This window comes from Thermus sediminis (assembly GCF_003426945.1).
GTDB classification, from domain to species: domain Bacteria; phylum Deinococcota; class Deinococci; order Deinococcales; family Thermaceae; genus Thermus; species Thermus sediminis.
The window spans coordinates 1-14,289 of record NZ_QURO01000002.1 but is presented as its reverse complement, the minus strand read 5'-3'; the positions used below and the strand labels follow the sequence as shown (position 1 = coordinate 14,289).

Sequence of the window (14,289 nt, the reverse complement as noted above, 5' to 3'; positions counted from 1 at the left end):
TCTTTTTGTTGACTATACACTATAGACTTCACGAAAGCTCGTGTCCACCCTAAGAAAGGGTGGGTTCCTTTTTTGATGAGTTGGGACGCCGGCTTGCTTCTTTTAGGCGGGCAAGGGATTTTACGCAGGAGGACCTTGCGGAACTTGCGGGCTTGGATCGTTCCTACGTGAGCCAGCTGGAGCGCGGTTTGGCTAACCCTTCTTTGGAGGTGCTTTTGCGTCTTGCGCAAGCCTTGGAAATAGACATTTGCGCCCTTGTCTGTGGGGAGGAGAACGACCATGAAGATACATGAGGTTAGAACGGCTAGAAAGGCGGGTTCCTTTGTTCTTAGGCAGGACGGAAGCCCCAATTTGATCAGATTTGAGCGGGACCCAAGCTTTCCAGAATCTGAATTTAGGGCAAGGATCCCGAGGGTATACCTTTTGGTTGTTGATCACGAAATCTACAAAATAGGTGGCTCTCTAGATCGAAACGGATTGCGGGGAACGCTTAGTTTTTATGAAAACGCCAGGACGGGCAGTCCTGGCCCATCAAGGTTTGTCATGCATGGGCTGATTGCTAATGAGTTGCGTCAAGGTAAGGAGGTTTCTGTTTGGGTGATTACATCTCCTAGGGCCAGGGCGCAGATCTGTGGTCTTTTCGAGTGCGTAGAAGGAGAAGTTACTCCGTACAAAGAAATGGAGCAAAAATGTTTAGAAGATTACCGTACTCGTGAAGGGCAGTTTCCACCTTGGAATTTTCAGGAAAGAAGAGAGAGCTATCTTGAAGATCTATACCAGGAATATTTAGAATATCACAGGCGAAGAACCAACAGGCGAGCAGGCAGGGGGTAATAACTAGAGATCCACCCTTTTGCTCTGCAACATGATACGCTCAAGGCGAGGTCTGGAGTGGGCTTTTTAAGCCTCCGCTCTAGCGCAAGCTAAAGCGGGCACTTAGCTTTGGGGATGGCTGTAAATAAGGATTTCATGGCTTTCCTTTCGGTGGGTGTCTGAGCCTCTTTCTTTCCGGTACTTCCCTATCCTTGTTTCTCCCAACCCCATGGAGTAATGCCATTTAGGGAAAAACCGCTTGTACTCCTTATAATAGTTTCGGATGGTTGGGCAGTCGTTGTAGCTAAGGATAAAGCCTCCTTTGTGCTCTTTTAGCATATCCCTGAGGGTTTCGTGGGGAAAACCATGGTGGTGAATGGGGAAGTTTCTCATAGGATAGATACCCCTAAAGGTCTTGCTGTCGGGGCCTATGTAATAGGGGGGATCTAGGTACATGAAATCGTTCCTGTACCTGGGCAAAACATCTCTAAAGTCAGCTTGGTGAACCTCAAGGTTTGGCGCTTCAAACTCCTCTAGTTTTTCTAACATGCCCTGGTAAGTTTCCTCGTTTAAGTATACTGAACTCGGCCACCCGAGGAAACCAGGGCCGTAAGAAAGCTGATAGTTGAAATAGAAATAAGCGGCTAGTAACACCTTATCGGTAATGACGAACTCCTCGCTTCCTTCTCCGTATTGGGTGAAGCGCCAATGGCGTTTTAGCACCCCCTTGACCTCCGCGTACGTTTGCTTGTTGGGCTTCAATTGCCGCAAGATAGAAAGCATCTCTCTTTTCTTCCTAGGGTCTAGGAGCACTTGCCAGAAGTTGACGAGTATATCAAAGATGTCAAAAGCAATAACCTTTATTCCAAGCTCGTTAGCAAGAGCGACTTCTACGCTTCCTCCTCCCAGGAAGGGGCTAATAACTCGGTTGATGTTTTCGGGCAGCAGCTCCACGATATAACCCACAGCAAAACTCTTTCCACCGGGATATCTAATGGGAGCCCCCAAGTACCGCTTGTACTTGACCCCTCTACGGGAGTTGGACTTGAGCTTTGCAAGAAAGATTTGCTTTTTCTGATCCAAGTGGAGTTCTTCTTCTGCGAAGAGAAGCTGGGCTTGCGCAGGGCACCTGCTCATATCTCTGCTCCCTCGGATTGATTTAGAAGGCCGTACTCCCGAAGAAGTCTATCCACCGCCCAGCGGATGAGGGTGTTCTCCGTGATCCTTTCCCCCTTCCCCCTCCTCTCCCGGTTGAGCCTCCGGGCCAGGGCGGTGAGGGCGTCCAGCTGGTCGGGGCGGAGGCGGCACTCCTTGCGGACGTAGGTGAGGTAGGGGGGGAGGGGGCGCTCCCCTTGGCCCTCGCCCGGCGGGGAGGCCTCGAGGCCCCGCGCGGGAGGGGCTTCCCCGGCTTCCTCCTCCCGGGGGGCGGGAGCCTCCTGAAGGTCCCCCGCCTCCTCCCTCACCAGCTCCGCCAGGCGCTTCCGCTTCACGCCTCCCTCCTTTCCGGGGTCCGGGCGAGCTCCCTGAGGAGCTCCTCCGCCACCCGGCGGTAGTCCGCCTCGGCCTCGCGGGCGTTGGGGCCGCGCCAGCGGGTGATGGGCTTGCCGTCCAGGGCGGCCCGCTCGTGGGCCTTGTAGGCCCGTACGAAGGCGTGGAAGGCGGGCACCCCGGCCTCCATGAGGGCGGTCTGGGCCTCGAGGGCCTCCCCTAGGCTCCGGGGGTCCACCCGGGTGAGGAGGACCCGGTGGGCCACCCCGAGGGGTCGGACGGCCTTCCGCACCGTCTCCACCAGGGCCTCGAGGTCCAGGGGGGCCGGGGGGGTGGGCAGAACGGCGTAGTCCGCCGCCTTCAGGACCGCCTCCAGGGCCTCGGAGCGCAGGGCGGGGGGCGTGTCCACCACCACCGCCTCGTAGCCGTCCACCCCTTTTAGGCGGGCGAGGAGCCGGGGGTCGGTCTCCTGGGCCAGGTCAAAGGGCATCTCCCCCCGGCCCGCCCACCAGGAGGCCGAGCCCTGGGGGTCGGCGTCCACCAGGAGGACAGGGCCCCCTTCGGCCAGGATGGCGGCCAGGTTGACGGCGGTGGTGGTCTTGCCCACCCCGCCCTTGCCGTTCACCACCGCCACCACCCTCACCCCAGCACCTCCTTCAGGGCCTCCTCCAGGCGTTCCTCGCCCCCCAGGAGCCGCACCCCCTCCTCCCAGGGCACCCGCCAGAGCCGCCCCGCCTTCTGCCCCCGCACCTGGCCCTCCCGGAGCCAGCGGCGCACCGTCTCCGGGTCCACCCTTAGGGCGCGGGCCAGCTCCTCGGGGGTGAGGAAGAGGGGTTTGCCCACGGGAGGCATGCTACCCAAAGAACCCGTGGAAGGCAAGAGGGAGCTCCTTGAGCCCCCTAGACTTACAGACTCTGTAACTTCGGAACTCTGTAACTTCCAGACTCTGTAACTTACAGACTTACAGACTGCCGAAAAGGGAGTACGGGAAGACGGCGCTTCTCGGGGAGCTCCTCCCCGCCCTCGAGGCCTGGGCGGGGCGCTACTCGGGGAACGAGGAGCCTGGCCAGGTATGGAGGCTTGGTGAAGCCCCTACCCGAGCAGGACCACCCGGAGCTTCCCCTCGTACCGGGCGAGGTCGGCGTCCGTGGTCCAAAGCTCCCTCGCCCCCGCCTCCAGGGCCGTGGCCAGCACCAGGGCGTCCACCAGGGGCAGGTAGAGGCCGTGGGAGAGCCGGGCCGCCCGCTCCCCGATGGTCCAGTCCGGCCAGACCACCCGGCAGACGGCGGGGATGGCTTGGAGGAGGAGCTCCGAGTCTTCCTTGGCCAGGGCGCCCTTTAAGCTCAGGCGCAGGAGCTCCACCAGGGAGAGGCCCGACACCACCCCCTCCCCCTCCCCTTCCGCCAGGGCCCGCCACAGGGCCCCGGCCTCCTCGTGCCCCTCCAGAAGGCGGAGGAAGAAGCCGGTGTCAAGGGCGGTCACGCCGCCCCTCCTCCAGGAGGCGGTGGGCCTCCTCGGCCACCCGGACCTTCCCGGCCCGCTCCAGGACCTTCAGGCCCAGGGCCTTGCGCCGGCGCTCCTTGAGGTAGGCCTCCAGGGCCTCGGCGGTGAGGGCGCTCATGGACTTGCCCTCGTTCTCCGCCGCCTGCCGGAGGAGGCGGGCCAGGTCCTCGGGAATGTGGACGGTTAGGCGCATACAGGAAGAGCATAACACGGGAGGGAAGGGGCTGGGTCCGGGGCCGCGGGGCCCCTAGCCCTGGCCCCCGGGCTTTTCCAGGGAGTCCAGGGCCTCCTCAGTTGCAGACTTACAGACTTACAGACTCCGTAACTTCCAGACTTACAGACTACCGAACTTACAGACTCTGTTAGTCTGGAAGTATGTTCGTGGGCCGGAAGGAGGAGGGGCGGGCGGTCCTCCTCTCGGTGCGGGCCGGGAGGGGGGTGGTGCTCTCCGCCCCGCCGGGGTACGGGAAGACGGCGCTCCTCAGGGAGCTCCTCCCCGCCCTCGAGGCCTGGGCCCCCGTGGTGTGGACGGAGCGGGTGGCTCCCTTCGGCACCTTCCTCAAGGACCTCTTCCGGGGCCTCTGGGACGCCGGGGTGCCCGTGGAGGGGGTGGGACGGGGGAAGGACCTCGAGGCCGACCTCAAGGCCTGGCAGAGGCGCTACCCGGGGAACGAGGAGAAGGCCCGGAGCCTGGTGAAGGCCTTGCGGCGCCCCGAGGGGGTGAACCCCATCACCCTGGTGGTGGACGACGCCACGGGCCTCACCCCGAGTATGGTCCCCTGGCTCGTGGCCTTCGCCGAGGCCGCCACCCTGGTCCTCGCCGTCCACCCGGAGACCCTGAGGAAGGCGGGCACCAAGCGGCTCTGGATGCGCCTGGACCGGGTGGACCTCCCGCCCCTCTCCCCCAAGGAGACCCGGGAGCTCGCCCGGGCCCTGGTGGAGCGCTACGGGGTGGTAGCCGAGGACCTCGAGGCCTACCTCAACCGGGTGGTGAGCCTCTCCGGCGGGGTGCCGGGGGAGGTGGAGCGCCTGGTGCGCTACGTGAGCGCCGAGGACATCGTGCGCAACCGGGACGTGGGCACGGGCTACGCCGAGGGCCTGGCCCGGCGGGAGGAGCGGGGCATCGCCCTGGCTCCCATCCTCTTGGTGGCAGGGGGCGTGGCTATCGCCGCCCGCTACCTGGGCCTGGCCCGGGGCGAGATGGACCTCTATGTGGCCGGGGGGCTGGGCATCGCCGCCTTCGTGGTCCTCTCCCCTTGGCTCAGGAAGGTGGTGGTGGCCCGGTGAGGACGGAGATGGAGGAGTTCCTGCGGCTCTTGGAGGAGGCCTCCGTGGTGCGGGTGGACGGGACCGGCCAGTACTACCTCCTCCGGCACCCGGAGGTGGGCTGGAGGCTCTACCAGAAGGGCATTGAGGCCGCCTTCCTTCTTGCCGAGGGAGAGAAAGCGCTCTACTGGGCCCCGGAGTTCCGGGTGCCGTTGCCGGAGGTGGTGTGATGGCGTGCCCCATGTGCGGCGGGACGAGGCGCATCGCGATCCGCCTCCCCGATGGCCGGGAGCTGGAGACGGCCTGCCTGGAGTGCCTGGACCGGGAGGCGGAGGACTTTGAGGAGGACGATGAAGGGGGCGTCTTCGTTCCCTGGGAAGTGCTGGACCTGGTTTAGGGCCCTTCTCTTCGCCCTCCTCCTCCCCGCCCTGGCCCAGGGCCTCACCGAGGGGCAGGCCCGCCTCCTGGACCGCCTGGCGGAGGAGGCCCTGAAGGCGGATCCCGCCTACCTCCAGGCCCTCGCCGACCTCGAGGCCGCCCGGGCCTCCCTCGGAATACTCGGGGCGCTCTCCGCCGAGGCGGGGGCCGCCCTGGCGGGGGAGTACGGGCAGGTGGCCCCCTCCTACCGCCTAGCCCTCAGTCTGAACCTGGCGGACCTCTTCCGGGACAAGGGCCCCGCCCTCCGGGCCCTCGAGGCCCGCGCCGAGGCCGCCCGGCGGGAGGCGAGGGTGCGGGTGGCGGAGGCCTTCTTCCGGTGGCTCGCCGCCCGGGAGGCGGCCCGGACCGCCGCCGACGGGGTGGAGGCCCGGGAGGCTGAGCTAAAGGCCCTCCAGGCCCGGGCCCGGGTGGGGGCCGCCGCCCCCCACGAGGTCCTGGCCGCCGCCGAGAGGCTCTCCCAGGCCCGCCTCGCCCTCTACCGGGCCAACCTGGACCTGGCCTTGGCCTTGGAGGACCTGGCCCGGGCCGTGGGCCTGCCCCTGGACGCCCTGAGAGGGCTTCTGAGGCCCCTGGAAGAGGAGGGGGGCACTCCTGGTACCCCCCGGCCCCCCAAGGGGCCTTAAAAGGCTTTTAGGAGGGAAAGGTGCGGTTTTTGGGAGCTATTCTGCTTATACTCCTCCCCGCCTGCGAGGCCCCGGTGGCCGAGCACCGGGAGGAGGTGCCCCTCCGCCTCTTCCGCTGGGAGGGGGAGAGCCCCCTCGTGGAGACCCTCCCCGCCGAGCCCCTCCGGGTGGAGGTCCGGCTCTACCGGGCGGGGCGGGAGCTCTCCGCCCACCTCCGGGCCCTGGGGGGCCTCGAGGCCGAGGGGGACCTGGCCCTGGTGCTGGAGGAGGGGGGGCGGGCGGTGGCCGAGGCCTTCGGGGAGGGCCGGACCGTGAGGGGGCGGGCGGCCTTCCTCCGGGCGGCGGGGCGGGCCAGGGGCCCGGTCTGCGCCTTCTGGCTGGTGAGCCTCTCCCCGGACCCCTTCCGGGAGGGGGCGCTGGAGGTGCGGAGCTACGAGGCCTCGGGGAGGCTCTGCGAGGAGGAGCGGTGAGGGTGGAGGAGCTGGAGCGCCTGCGCCGGAGGGTGGCGGAGCTTGAGGCCGAGCGGGAGAAGCTCCTCGCCCGCCTCGCCTACCTCGAGGCCCTCGCCCGCCCGGGCGCCCGGGGTGGGGTCCTCTCCCGGGAGCGGGCCCTGGAGCTTCACGGCCTCCTCTCCGCCGTCTGGCTGGAGCTGAACGAGCTCCACCCCGCCCGGGTGCCGGAGCTGGACCGGGCCCTGAGGATCCTGGAGGAGGCCCTTAGGCGATGACCGCCGGGACCCACCTCGCCGGGGCGGCCCTCACGGCGAGCCTCCTCCGGGGCCTGGGGGTGGAGGTGGGCCTCCTGGAGGGCCTGGCCCTGGCCTGGGGGGCGGTGATGCCCGACCTGGACACCACCACCTCGGGCCCCGGGAAGTTCGTCCGCCCTCTCTCCTCCTTCCTGGAGCGGCGCTTCGGCCACCGCACCCTCACCCACTCCCTTCCCTTCCTCCTCGCCCTCGCCCTCCTCCTCCTTCCCCTCCGCCAGGCGGCCCCGGGGGCCTACTGGGCCTTCCTCTCCGGCTACCTCTCCCACCTCCTCCTGGACACCCTCAACGTGAACGGGGTGCCCCTCCTCTGGCCCTGGCGGGTGCAGTTCTTCTTCTTCCCCTCCCGGGAGTGGCGGATCCGCTACGCCTCCCCCCAGGAGGCCACCCTGGCCCTCTTCCTCGCCCTCTTCGCCTTCGCCCTCTGGCCCCTATCGGGCCAGGGCTTCGCCTCCGCCTTCCGCCACCTGGTGGGGACGCCGGAGGTGGCCGTGCTGGACTACCTGGACTGGCGGGACCGCTGGGAGGTCTGGGCCGAGGTGAGGGGCTTCAACCGCGAGACCCAGGAGCCCGTGGAGGGGCGCTTCCTGGTGGTGGAGGCCCTGGGGCGGGAGGGCGTCCTGGTGGAGGACGAGCTGGGCCGCACCCTGGCGGTGAGCCGGGACGGCCAGGTGGTGGCCTACCGGGTGCGCATGGTCCGGGGGAGGCCCCAGGTCCTCAGGGAGTGGCGGCTTGACCTCTCGGGGAGGCTCCTCGCCGACCTCCTGCAGGCCCTCCCCCGCTCCGCCCGGAGGGTCTGGATCACCGGGGAGGCCCGCCCCGCCACCGCCCCCCGCCCCTCGTCCCCCGGTGGGCACCCACCCCCGGGTGGAGGCCTCCGAGAGCCCGCCCCGCCTCCGCTTCCACGCCGCCCGGCCCGAGGACCTGGCCCCCCTGGCGAGCCTCTACCTTCAGGCGGGGAGCGCCGTGGTGCGGGCCCAGTTCGCACCCGGGGAGGAGGGGGAGCTTTACCTCCCCGACCTCCCCCAGGCCCCCACGGTCCACCCCCTGGTCATCTCTCTCCCCTCCCTGGCGGGCCTTCTGGTGCGCCCTGGAGACCGGGTGGCCGAGGGGGAGCCCATCGCCCGCAGGGTGGACGAGGCTCCCCTGGCCGACCTGAAGGACCAGGCCGGAGCGAAGCGGCAGGAGGCCCAGCGCCTGGAGGAGGAGATGGCCCGGCTGGAGGAGCGGTGCCGGGCCGAGCGGGAGGCCCTGAAGGGGGAGATGGCCCGCCTCGAGGACCAGGTGGGCCGTCTGCGCTACCTGGTGAGCGTGGGGGCGGAGGCCCCCCTGCGCCTCTCCGAGGCCGAGGGGCGCCTGGAGGAGGCCCGGGCGCGGCTCACCCGCCTGGCCGTCTCCTGCGCCGGGGATAGGGCCCGCCTCGAGGCCAGCCTGCGGGAGGCCCGCCTGGCCGAGGAGCGCCTGCGGAGGAGGCTGGCCCGGGCCGAGGAGGCCCAGCTCATCCGGTCCCCCGTGGCGGGCCGGGTGGGCGAGGTGAAGGTGCGGGACCTCAGGCCGGGGGAGGTGGTGGTGGAGGTGGTCATCGTGGGGGAGAGGGAGTAGGCCATCCCCACATCCCCACCCCCTCGCCCTCGCCTCCCGGGCGGCCTGGAGGTAGAGCTCGGCGTAGCGGACGTTGGGGGGCACGGTGTAGGGCTCAGCCCACCCCACCCGGACCAGCTCCAGGTTCACCTGAAGGAAGCGCCGGCCCCGGTAGGTCCAGTCCCCCCGGGGGTCCTCCAGGTAGAGGTAGGCCAGCACCCTCCGGTACCGGTCCCGCTCCTGGACGTCCAGCTCCACCCACACCTTCCTCCCCTGGAGCAGGCGGGCGAGGAAGGCCTTGGCCTCGAGGCCCAGCCGCACCTCCTCGGGGCCCGCGGTGCGGTGGTTGTAGGTGCTCTCCGGGGCGTCAATCCCGATGAGGCGCACCGGCCCTAGGCCCTGAAGCTCCACCGTGTCCCCGTCCACCACACGGAGGACGGCCACCGGGCCCTGGAGCCTGCCCTCCGGGGCGAGGGCCAGGACCAGGGCGAGCAACCAGGGGAGAAGCCCGAGCGCTCTTGAGCCCACCCCCTCAGCCTATCCGGTCCGCCGCAGCCTCCCCCACCCCTTCCCCCACCCCCTGCCCCGCCCCCCTTCCCGTCGGCCTCTCCCCGAAGGGGGGCGGGGGAGAGAGGAAGCTTCTTCCCTTCCCGCGCCGGGCTGGGCCCCATTGTAGGGCGCTCCGGGCCTCCGGCAAGGCCAGGCCCCTTCGGGGTGGGGCCCCTACCCCAGCCTTGCCTCCGGCCCTCCGCGCCCCCTTTTGGGGCCCTTGCGCCCGGCGCGGGAAAAGTGGCGCGGGCCAAAGGCAGGTGGTGGCGGTGTCCCAGGTTTTCCCTCTCTCCGGCGTGGTGGCGGTGGCTGGCTCCCGGTACGGCTCCCCCTGGCCAGTGTCCCCGGTGGTCCGCCTGGTGGTGGCCTCAGGGGGCGTGGTGCGGGTGGGGGATCAGCGGGGGGTGGATGCGGCCGTGCGCGCGGCCTGCCCCTCCGCCGTGGTGGTGGAGGCTTCCCGCTTCTCCGGGCCCCCCGCCGCCCGGCTTCACCAGCGCACCCGGGCCGTGGTCCTCGGCCACCCGGGCCTCGGCCTGCCCCCCGCCTCCGCCCTTCTGGTCTTTCCCCGGTGGGGGGCGCTCCCGCTTTGGGGCCTGGCTCCTCCCTGGCCCTCCGCCTGGCCCTCGAGGCCCGCCTCCCCGTCTGGGTGGCCGGGGAGCCCCGGCCCCAGGGGCCGGGGTGGGTTCCCCTCGCCCTGGCCGGGGTGCCGGGGTGGGCCCTGCCCCCTGTTCAGGGAGGGCTTTTTTAGCTCAGAAGGCTTGACAAATCATCTTTTATGTCATATTATAAGGACGGAAACGGAGGCCGGGACCCCGCCAAGAGCCAGGCCTCCGGGTTCCAAAGGAGGAAACCATGAAGCAGGTTAGCACGCAGGAAAAGGTTCTCACTAGGGACGAGGCCGTTCAGCAGGCCGCTTGGGCCATCGCCCGCGCCCGGGAGAAGCTCGCCGAGCTCTACGGCTGGGCCCTCGCCGGGGAGGCCACGAGCTGGGTGGCCCCCGCCATCCTGGCCCGGGACATCCTCGAGGCCCTGGAGGAGGCCCGCGCCCTGGCCACCGCCTTCGCGGACGTGCTGGCGTTTGGCGAGACCGTGGGCGCCTTCCTGGAGGAGGCCCGCCTCGAGGCCGCCCGCATCCTCCGGGAGAAGGAGCCTGCCCAGCCCGCCGGGGAAGAGGAGGTGCCCTTCTAATGCGCGCCCTCGCCCTTCTCCTCGCCCTTCTCCTCCTCCTCTCCGCCCCCGCCTCGGCCCTCGGCCCCAGGATCCCGGCCGGGTGTCTCCCCTCTCCGATGAGGTGAAGGGCCTCGGCCCCGGCACCAGGTAGCCCGCGCGGGGGGCGGGGCCCGCCCCGCCCCCCCTTCCAGGAGGAAGCTGTGAGCGAGAACCTGACCCAGACCCAGACCGAGGAGCTCAAGGCCCGCGTGGATGAGGTTCTGGAGGCCCTCAGGGACCGGGCCCGGGCCCTCATCGCCGCCATCGCCGCCCACGCCGAGGCCAGGTTGGCCCTCGAGGCGGCCCAGGACGACCTGGAGGACGCCCGCGCCCGGGCCATCCGGGAGGGCCTCGAGGGGAAGAACGAGGCCCAGCGCCAGGCGGAGCTCCTGGAGAAGACCCGGGAGCAGGAGGAGGCCTACAGGAGTGCCCGGAGCGTGTACCGGGTGGCCGAGGCCAACCTGGAGATGGCCCGGGTGGCCTGGGCCCTGGAGAAGGAGGCCCTTCGCGCCCTCGCCGCCCTCCTCTCCCGGGAGGCCTGAGGGAGGCCCCGGCCTCGCCTGCCCCCCGCGAGGGGGGCGGCGGGCCGGGGCGCGCCCTTGCCCACCACCCGCCGCGGGCGCGGGACTTCCCTCCGGGCCGGCGCTCGGCCCCGGGCCGCCGCGCCGTGCACGCCGCCGCGGTCCAGCTGACGCTCGGCCCGGGGGCCGCCCTCGGGGGCTCGCTCCGCGCGCCGTGCACGCCGCCGCGCGGAAGCTTCGCCCCCTCGGGACGCGCCGGCCCCTGCCCGCCGTTAAGCTATGGGCGTGCCTAGGCGTCCTCTGTACCAGCCCGAGAGGTTCAAGGGCCTCCCCTGCTCCGCCCGGCTGGTCTGGTTCCACATCTGGGCCCTTGGGGAGGGAGAGTACTCCGCCCGGGAGCTGGCCCAGGAGCTGGAGATGAGCCCGGACGCCGCCGCCCGGGCGCTCCGCCTCCTGACCGAGCGGGGGCTCCTGGAGGTGGTGCGTCCTCCTGCTGGCTCCAGGGCGGGAGCTTACCGGGTGGCCCGGGGCGTCCCTACCTCGCCTCCCACTTCCTCTCCGGGTCTAGCCTGAGCACCTCCCCCTCCCACCGCACCGCCTCCCGGTCGGCCAGGAGGTCCCTGGCCCTCGAGGCCGTCATGTGAAGCCGCTCCCTCACCCCGGGGCCGTCCTCCCCCCAGAGCCTGAGCGCCGCCTCCCGCCAGGGGAGGGGGCCCTCCTTGAGGAGCAGGGCCAGAAGCGCAAAGGCCTTCCCCGAGCCCTCCAGGAGCACCTCCCGCCTGCCCACGAGGAGGCCGGGGGGGCTTTCCCGCAGGACCACCTTAGGCTTCTCCGGGGCCTTCCGGGCCCTGAAGAGCGCGAGCCCCCTCTCCTCAGCGAGGGCGAAGAGGTCGGGGAAGCCCAGGGCCTCCTCCGCCAGGGGATAGGGGCCGATGGCCTGGGCCTCCTGAAGGAGGGCCAGGGCGCCCTCCTCCTTCCCCTCCCGGCGGGAGAGCTCCGCCAGGGCCACCAGCACCCGGGCGCGGGCCGGGGCGTGGGTGTCCAGAAGCTCCAGGGCCTCCCCGGCGGCCTTGCGGGCCTCCTTGCGCCAGCCCAGGGCCAGGTAGCAGGGGGCGAGCTCCGCCAGGGCCGCCCCCCTCCGGGCCCCTCCCCGGCGAGGCGCAGGGCCTCCTCCAGGCGCTCCCTCCCTTGGGCGGGTCTTCCCATAAGCCGCAGGGTGGTGCCGAGCGCCCTCAGGGCCACCACCCGGTCGTCGGGATCCAGCCGACCCGCCACCGCCTGCCGGGCCCGGAAGAGGGCCTCCCTCAGCTCCCCCCTGGCCCGGTGGACGGAGGAGAGCAGGACCAGGACCCGGTTGCGGAAGCTCCCCAGGGCCTTGACCCGGACCACGGCCAAGGCCTCCTCCGCCCGGCGCAGGGCCCAGCCCGTCCTGCCCCGGTGCAGGTGGGCCACCCCCAGGCCGTGGAGGGCCCAGGCCCGGCCCAGGTGGTCCTCCTCCGCCTCAAAGAGGTCCAGGGCCCGCCTCAGGGCCTCCTCCGCCTCCTCCCAGCGCCCGGCCCGGAAGAGGAGGGCCCCCAGGTCCTGCCACACCCACCCCGCCCGCTCCCGGGCCAGGGAGGCCGCCCGCCGCACCAGCCGCAGCCCCTCCTCGTCCCCCAGGTGCCAGCGGGCCCAGCCCTTCAGCCTCAGCCACTCGGGGTTTTGGGGTTGGGGGTCCTGGTCCAGAGCGGCCTCCGCCTCCCGGTAGCGCCCGAGCTGGAGGAAGAGGCGGACGGCCTCGAGGTCCACCCCCTCCGGGCTCACCAGGGGCCTTCTCCTGCGCGGCGCCCGGTTTTGCCGATGAGCATCGGAAATTGCAGAGAATCTGCTAACTTCCCCCCTCTTTCCGGCCATCTTGGGGGAGCATTCTACACCCGGGGTTTTTCCTCTAGATGGGTGTTGCCAGCGCCTTCGGTTTTTCAAGTGAAATCTATAACGCCTGTTGGCATGCCTCAGTTGACCCCATTGACCCTTCTCTCTGGAGGTGGTAGCTAGAGGGGAATGGTCCCACCCTGGAGCCCCACCCCTTGCCAACCCTGGGCCCGGTATAATGGCGGGCAATGGGAAGACCGGGCCCCCTGGGGGCCCAAGGCGGCAGGGCCGCGTGAGGACCAAAAAGAGAGGCTCCCGCTGGGAGGGAACAATTCCAGCAACCTTTCCTTCGCCTAAGGTTATCCCCTCCCAGCGGGAAAGGCAATAGGCGCCAAGGCGGCGCGCGGGGGAGTGCCGTCTCCGACGCGCGAAACGGGAGGGGTTTATGCCCCAAGAAGGAGTTGAAGGGAAGAGCTATAAAGAACAGCCGGAAGGACTCAGCGAGCGGGGCCGGGCCTTCCTCGAGGCCCTGGCCCGGAGGAAGCGGGCGAGGGGCGAGGAGCTTCCGCCCCTCTACCTGAAGCTCCTGGAGGGGGCCGCGCCCCGGAGGAAGGGGGCCACGAGCCCCCGCCCGAGGAGGCGCCTCCCCCGGAGGACCTCCGCCGGAAGCTCCGGGAGGCGCCGCCTTCCCCGGCCCTCCCCACCCGGGAGGAGCTTTCCGCCTCCCCGCCCCCGCCCGAGTGGAAGCGGGACGCCTGGGACCTCGCCGACCGCCTCCTGGCGGAAGGGGAGCGGCGGGGCACCCTGCCAGGGCTTTCCGAGCGGGAGCGGAAGGTGTACCGGACCCTCCTCGCCCTGGGCCTCGAGGTCCTGGCCCGGAGGCTGGGCCCGGGGAGGCCCCTGCCCAAGAACCTGTCCCAGGTCTCCCTCTTCGCCGTGAACGACGCCCTTTCCGTGGCCCTGGGGATCCCCCGGCCTCCCTCTACCGGGTCCTGGCCTCCCTGGAGGCCAAGGGGCTCATCCGAAGGAGCGCCTGGCGCACCCCGGCCACCCTCCGAGGCCGGACGGGGTCTACGCCGGCGGGACGCTTTACGCCGTGCGCCTGCCCCACCGGGAGGCCCGCCCCCGCCTGGACCCGGAGGACTTCCGCCACCCCTGGCGGGACCTGGAGGAGGACGCCCGCCGGGGGCGCACCGCCTGGAGCCTGAGAGAGTCATATACAAGTCCTCCTAAGGAGGACTCCGGGGTCCTGGAGCTTTTGCTTGGGTTCTCGTTATCCCCTGGCGAAGCTGAAGACCCGTTAGCTATAGACTCTCTCACCGCCCTCCTGCGGGCCCGCCCCGCTGAGCGCCGGGCCCTGGTGGGGGCCCTCGCCCTCTCCCTGGCCCGGGAGTTCCGGGATCCTGGGAGCGTGCGCTTCTACGCCTGGGTCCTCTGGAACGCCCTCCGGGCGGAGCTCTACGGCCTGATGGAGGGGGCCCTCGAGGCCGTCGCCTGGGCGGTCCGGCGGGCGCGGGAGGCCGCGGCCAAGGCCCTCTGGAGCCCGAGGGGCGAGTGGGTCCGCCGCCCCGGGGCCCTCCTCGCCCACCTCCTCCGGGAGCGGGGCCTCCTGGAGCTCTTCCGCCAGGCCCCCCAGTGGCGGGTGGCGTAGGGCTCCCGCCGGGCTAAGCTGGAGGTAGCCCAT

At 70.0% G+C, this 14,289-nt stretch carries 21 protein-coding genes and 3 pseudogenes; 15 read left to right on the top strand and 9 right to left on the bottom strand.

Annotated elements, in window-relative coordinates; all coding sequences use genetic code 11:
* Window positions 1–59 precede the first annotated feature (59 nt).
* A complete protein-coding gene (locus ATI37_RS00220; protein ID WP_117236601.1) occupies window positions 60–293 on the top strand; it encodes a helix-turn-helix domain-containing protein in 234 nt (77 codons plus the stop codon).
* Window positions 280–834, top strand: coding sequence for a GIY-YIG nuclease family protein (locus ATI37_RS11535; RefSeq protein WP_157969060.1), 555 nt, complete (start codon window positions 280–282; stop codon window positions 832–834). Before ATI37_RS00220 ends, ATI37_RS11535 begins: the two co-directional genes overlap by 14 nt.
* Window positions 835–936: 102 nt before the next feature.
* Here ATI37_RS11535 and ATI37_RS00215 read toward each other — a convergent pair whose 3' ends face one another.
* From ATI37_RS00215 to ATI37_RS00190, 6 genes are all read right to left on the bottom strand, one after another.
* Window positions 937–1,950, bottom strand: a complete 1,014-nt coding sequence (locus ATI37_RS00215; protein WP_117236600.1) for a DNA adenine methylase — start codon at window positions 1,948–1,950, stop codon at window positions 937–939.
* The gene (locus tag ATI37_RS00210) at window positions 1,947–2,303 is read right to left on the bottom strand and encodes an ATPase (RefSeq protein WP_117236599.1); all 357 of its coding nucleotides are present in this window, start codon (window positions 2,301–2,303) and stop codon (window positions 1,947–1,949) included. The genes ATI37_RS00215 and ATI37_RS00210 overlap by 4 nt, the downstream gene beginning before the upstream one ends.
* Entirely contained in the window at window positions 2,300–2,944 is a 645-nt protein-coding gene (locus tag ATI37_RS00205; protein WP_117236598.1) for a ParA family protein, read from the bottom strand. Before ATI37_RS00205 ends, ATI37_RS00210 begins: the two co-directional genes overlap by 4 nt.
* Window positions 2,941–3,153: a helix-turn-helix domain-containing protein gene (locus ATI37_RS00200; RefSeq protein WP_018461176.1), complete on the bottom strand. Its 213-nt coding sequence runs from the start codon at window positions 3,151–3,153 to the stop codon at window positions 2,941–2,943. Before ATI37_RS00200 ends, ATI37_RS00205 begins: the two co-directional genes overlap by 4 nt.
* 240 nt (window positions 3,154–3,393) lie before the next feature.
* Window positions 3,394–3,783, bottom strand: coding sequence for a type II toxin-antitoxin system VapC family toxin (locus ATI37_RS00195; RefSeq protein WP_018461177.1), 390 nt, complete (start codon window positions 3,781–3,783; stop codon window positions 3,394–3,396).
* A complete protein-coding gene (locus ATI37_RS00190; protein ID WP_018461178.1) occupies window positions 3,770–3,997 on the bottom strand; it encodes a ribbon-helix-helix protein, CopG family in 228 nt (75 codons plus the stop codon). Before ATI37_RS00190 ends, ATI37_RS00195 begins: the two co-directional genes overlap by 14 nt.
* A gap of 182 nt (window positions 3,998–4,179) precedes the next feature.
* On the opposite strand from ATI37_RS00190, the gene ATI37_RS00185 reads away from it, so the two are divergent.
* The 8 genes and pseudogenes from ATI37_RS00185 to ATI37_RS11780 all read left to right on the top strand — a co-directional run bounded on the left by ATI37_RS00185 (window position 4,180) and on the right by ATI37_RS11780 (window position 8,496).
* Window positions 4,180–5,091 (top strand): ATP-binding protein, encoded by a 912-nt coding sequence (locus ATI37_RS00185; RefSeq protein WP_117236597.1) that lies wholly within the window; start codon window positions 4,180–4,182, stop codon window positions 5,089–5,091.
* 8 nt (window positions 5,092–5,099) lie between these two features.
* Window positions 5,100–5,300, top strand: a complete 201-nt coding sequence (locus ATI37_RS00180; RefSeq protein ID WP_018461180.1) for a hypothetical protein — start codon at window positions 5,100–5,102, stop codon at window positions 5,298–5,300.
* Window positions 5,300–5,467 (top strand): hypothetical protein, encoded by a 168-nt coding sequence (locus ATI37_RS11615; RefSeq protein ID WP_176758226.1) that lies wholly within the window; start codon window positions 5,300–5,302, stop codon window positions 5,465–5,467. Before ATI37_RS00180 ends, ATI37_RS11615 begins: the two co-directional genes overlap by 1 nt.
* Window positions 5,421–6,131, top strand: coding sequence for a TolC family protein (locus ATI37_RS00175; protein ID WP_117236596.1), 711 nt, complete (start codon window positions 5,421–5,423; stop codon window positions 6,129–6,131). The genes ATI37_RS11615 and ATI37_RS00175 overlap by 47 nt, the downstream gene beginning before the upstream one ends.
* Before the next feature lie 20 nt (window positions 6,132–6,151).
* The gene (locus tag ATI37_RS12305; protein ID WP_117236607.1) at window positions 6,152–6,601 is read left to right on the top strand and encodes a hypothetical protein; all 450 of its coding nucleotides are present in this window, start codon (window positions 6,152–6,154) and stop codon (window positions 6,599–6,601) included.
* A complete protein-coding gene (locus ATI37_RS00165) occupies window positions 6,598–6,858 on the top strand; it encodes a hypothetical protein (protein WP_018461184.1) in 261 nt (86 codons plus the stop codon). The genes ATI37_RS12305 and ATI37_RS00165 overlap by 4 nt, the downstream gene beginning before the upstream one ends.
* A pseudogene (locus tag ATI37_RS11785) lies at window positions 6,855–7,250 on the top strand (metal-dependent hydrolase); the annotation flags it as partial. The gene ATI37_RS00165 and the pseudogene ATI37_RS11785, both read left to right, overlap by 4 nt.
* A 511-nt stretch (window positions 7,251–7,761) precedes the next feature.
* Window positions 7,762–8,496 carry an HlyD family secretion protein gene (locus ATI37_RS11780; protein ID WP_232822389.1) on the top strand — a complete coding sequence of 245 codons (735 nt, stop codon included), beginning with the start codon at window positions 7,762–7,764 and terminating at the stop codon, window positions 8,494–8,496.
* 75 nt (window positions 8,497–8,571) lie between these two features.
* On the opposite strand, the pseudogene ATI37_RS11775 reads toward ATI37_RS11780, so the two are convergent.
* A pseudogene (locus ATI37_RS11775) lies at window positions 8,572–8,862 on the bottom strand (thermonuclease family protein); the annotation flags it as partial.
* Between the two features lie 730 nt (window positions 8,863–9,592).
* Here ATI37_RS11775 and ATI37_RS11770 point away from each other — a divergent pair.
* From ATI37_RS11770 to ATI37_RS00130, 4 genes are all read left to right on the top strand, one after another.
* The gene (locus tag ATI37_RS11770) at window positions 9,593–9,772 is read left to right on the top strand and encodes a hypothetical protein (RefSeq protein WP_232822382.1); all 180 of its coding nucleotides are present in this window, start codon (window positions 9,593–9,595) and stop codon (window positions 9,770–9,772) included.
* Window positions 9,773–9,876: 104 nt separating this feature from the next.
* Window positions 9,877–10,212, top strand: a complete 336-nt coding sequence (locus ATI37_RS00140) for a hypothetical protein (RefSeq protein WP_117236592.1) — start codon at window positions 9,877–9,879, stop codon at window positions 10,210–10,212.
* A 182-nt stretch (window positions 10,213–10,394) separates the two neighbouring features.
* Window positions 10,395–10,775, top strand: coding sequence for a hypothetical protein (locus ATI37_RS00135; RefSeq protein ID WP_117236591.1), 381 nt, complete (start codon window positions 10,395–10,397; stop codon window positions 10,773–10,775).
* A 258-nt stretch (window positions 10,776–11,033) separates the two neighbouring features.
* Window positions 11,034–11,327 (top strand): helix-turn-helix domain-containing protein, encoded by a 294-nt coding sequence (locus tag ATI37_RS00130; RefSeq protein ID WP_117236590.1) that lies wholly within the window; start codon window positions 11,034–11,036, stop codon window positions 11,325–11,327.
* On the opposite strand, the gene ATI37_RS11765 is transcribed toward ATI37_RS00130, so the two are convergent.
* Together ATI37_RS11765 and ATI37_RS12655 are read right to left on the bottom strand one after the other, a co-directional pair.
* Window positions 11,290–11,763, bottom strand: a complete 474-nt coding sequence (locus ATI37_RS11765) for a hypothetical protein (protein WP_232822388.1) — start codon at window positions 11,761–11,763, stop codon at window positions 11,290–11,292. The two genes, ATI37_RS00130 and ATI37_RS11765, sit on opposite strands and share 38 nt — an antisense overlap.
* Before the next feature lie 437 nt (window positions 11,764–12,200).
* Window positions 12,201–12,647: pseudogene (locus tag ATI37_RS12655) on the bottom strand (tetratricopeptide repeat protein); the annotation flags it as partial.
* A 1,054-nt stretch (window positions 12,648–13,701) separates the two neighbouring features.
* Between ATI37_RS12655 and ATI37_RS11755 the strand changes: the two are divergent.
* Window positions 13,702–14,256 (top strand): hypothetical protein, encoded by a 555-nt coding sequence (locus ATI37_RS11755; RefSeq protein ID WP_232822381.1) that lies wholly within the window; start codon window positions 13,702–13,704, stop codon window positions 14,254–14,256.
* The last annotated feature ends 33 nt before the right edge of the window (window positions 14,257–14,289 follow it).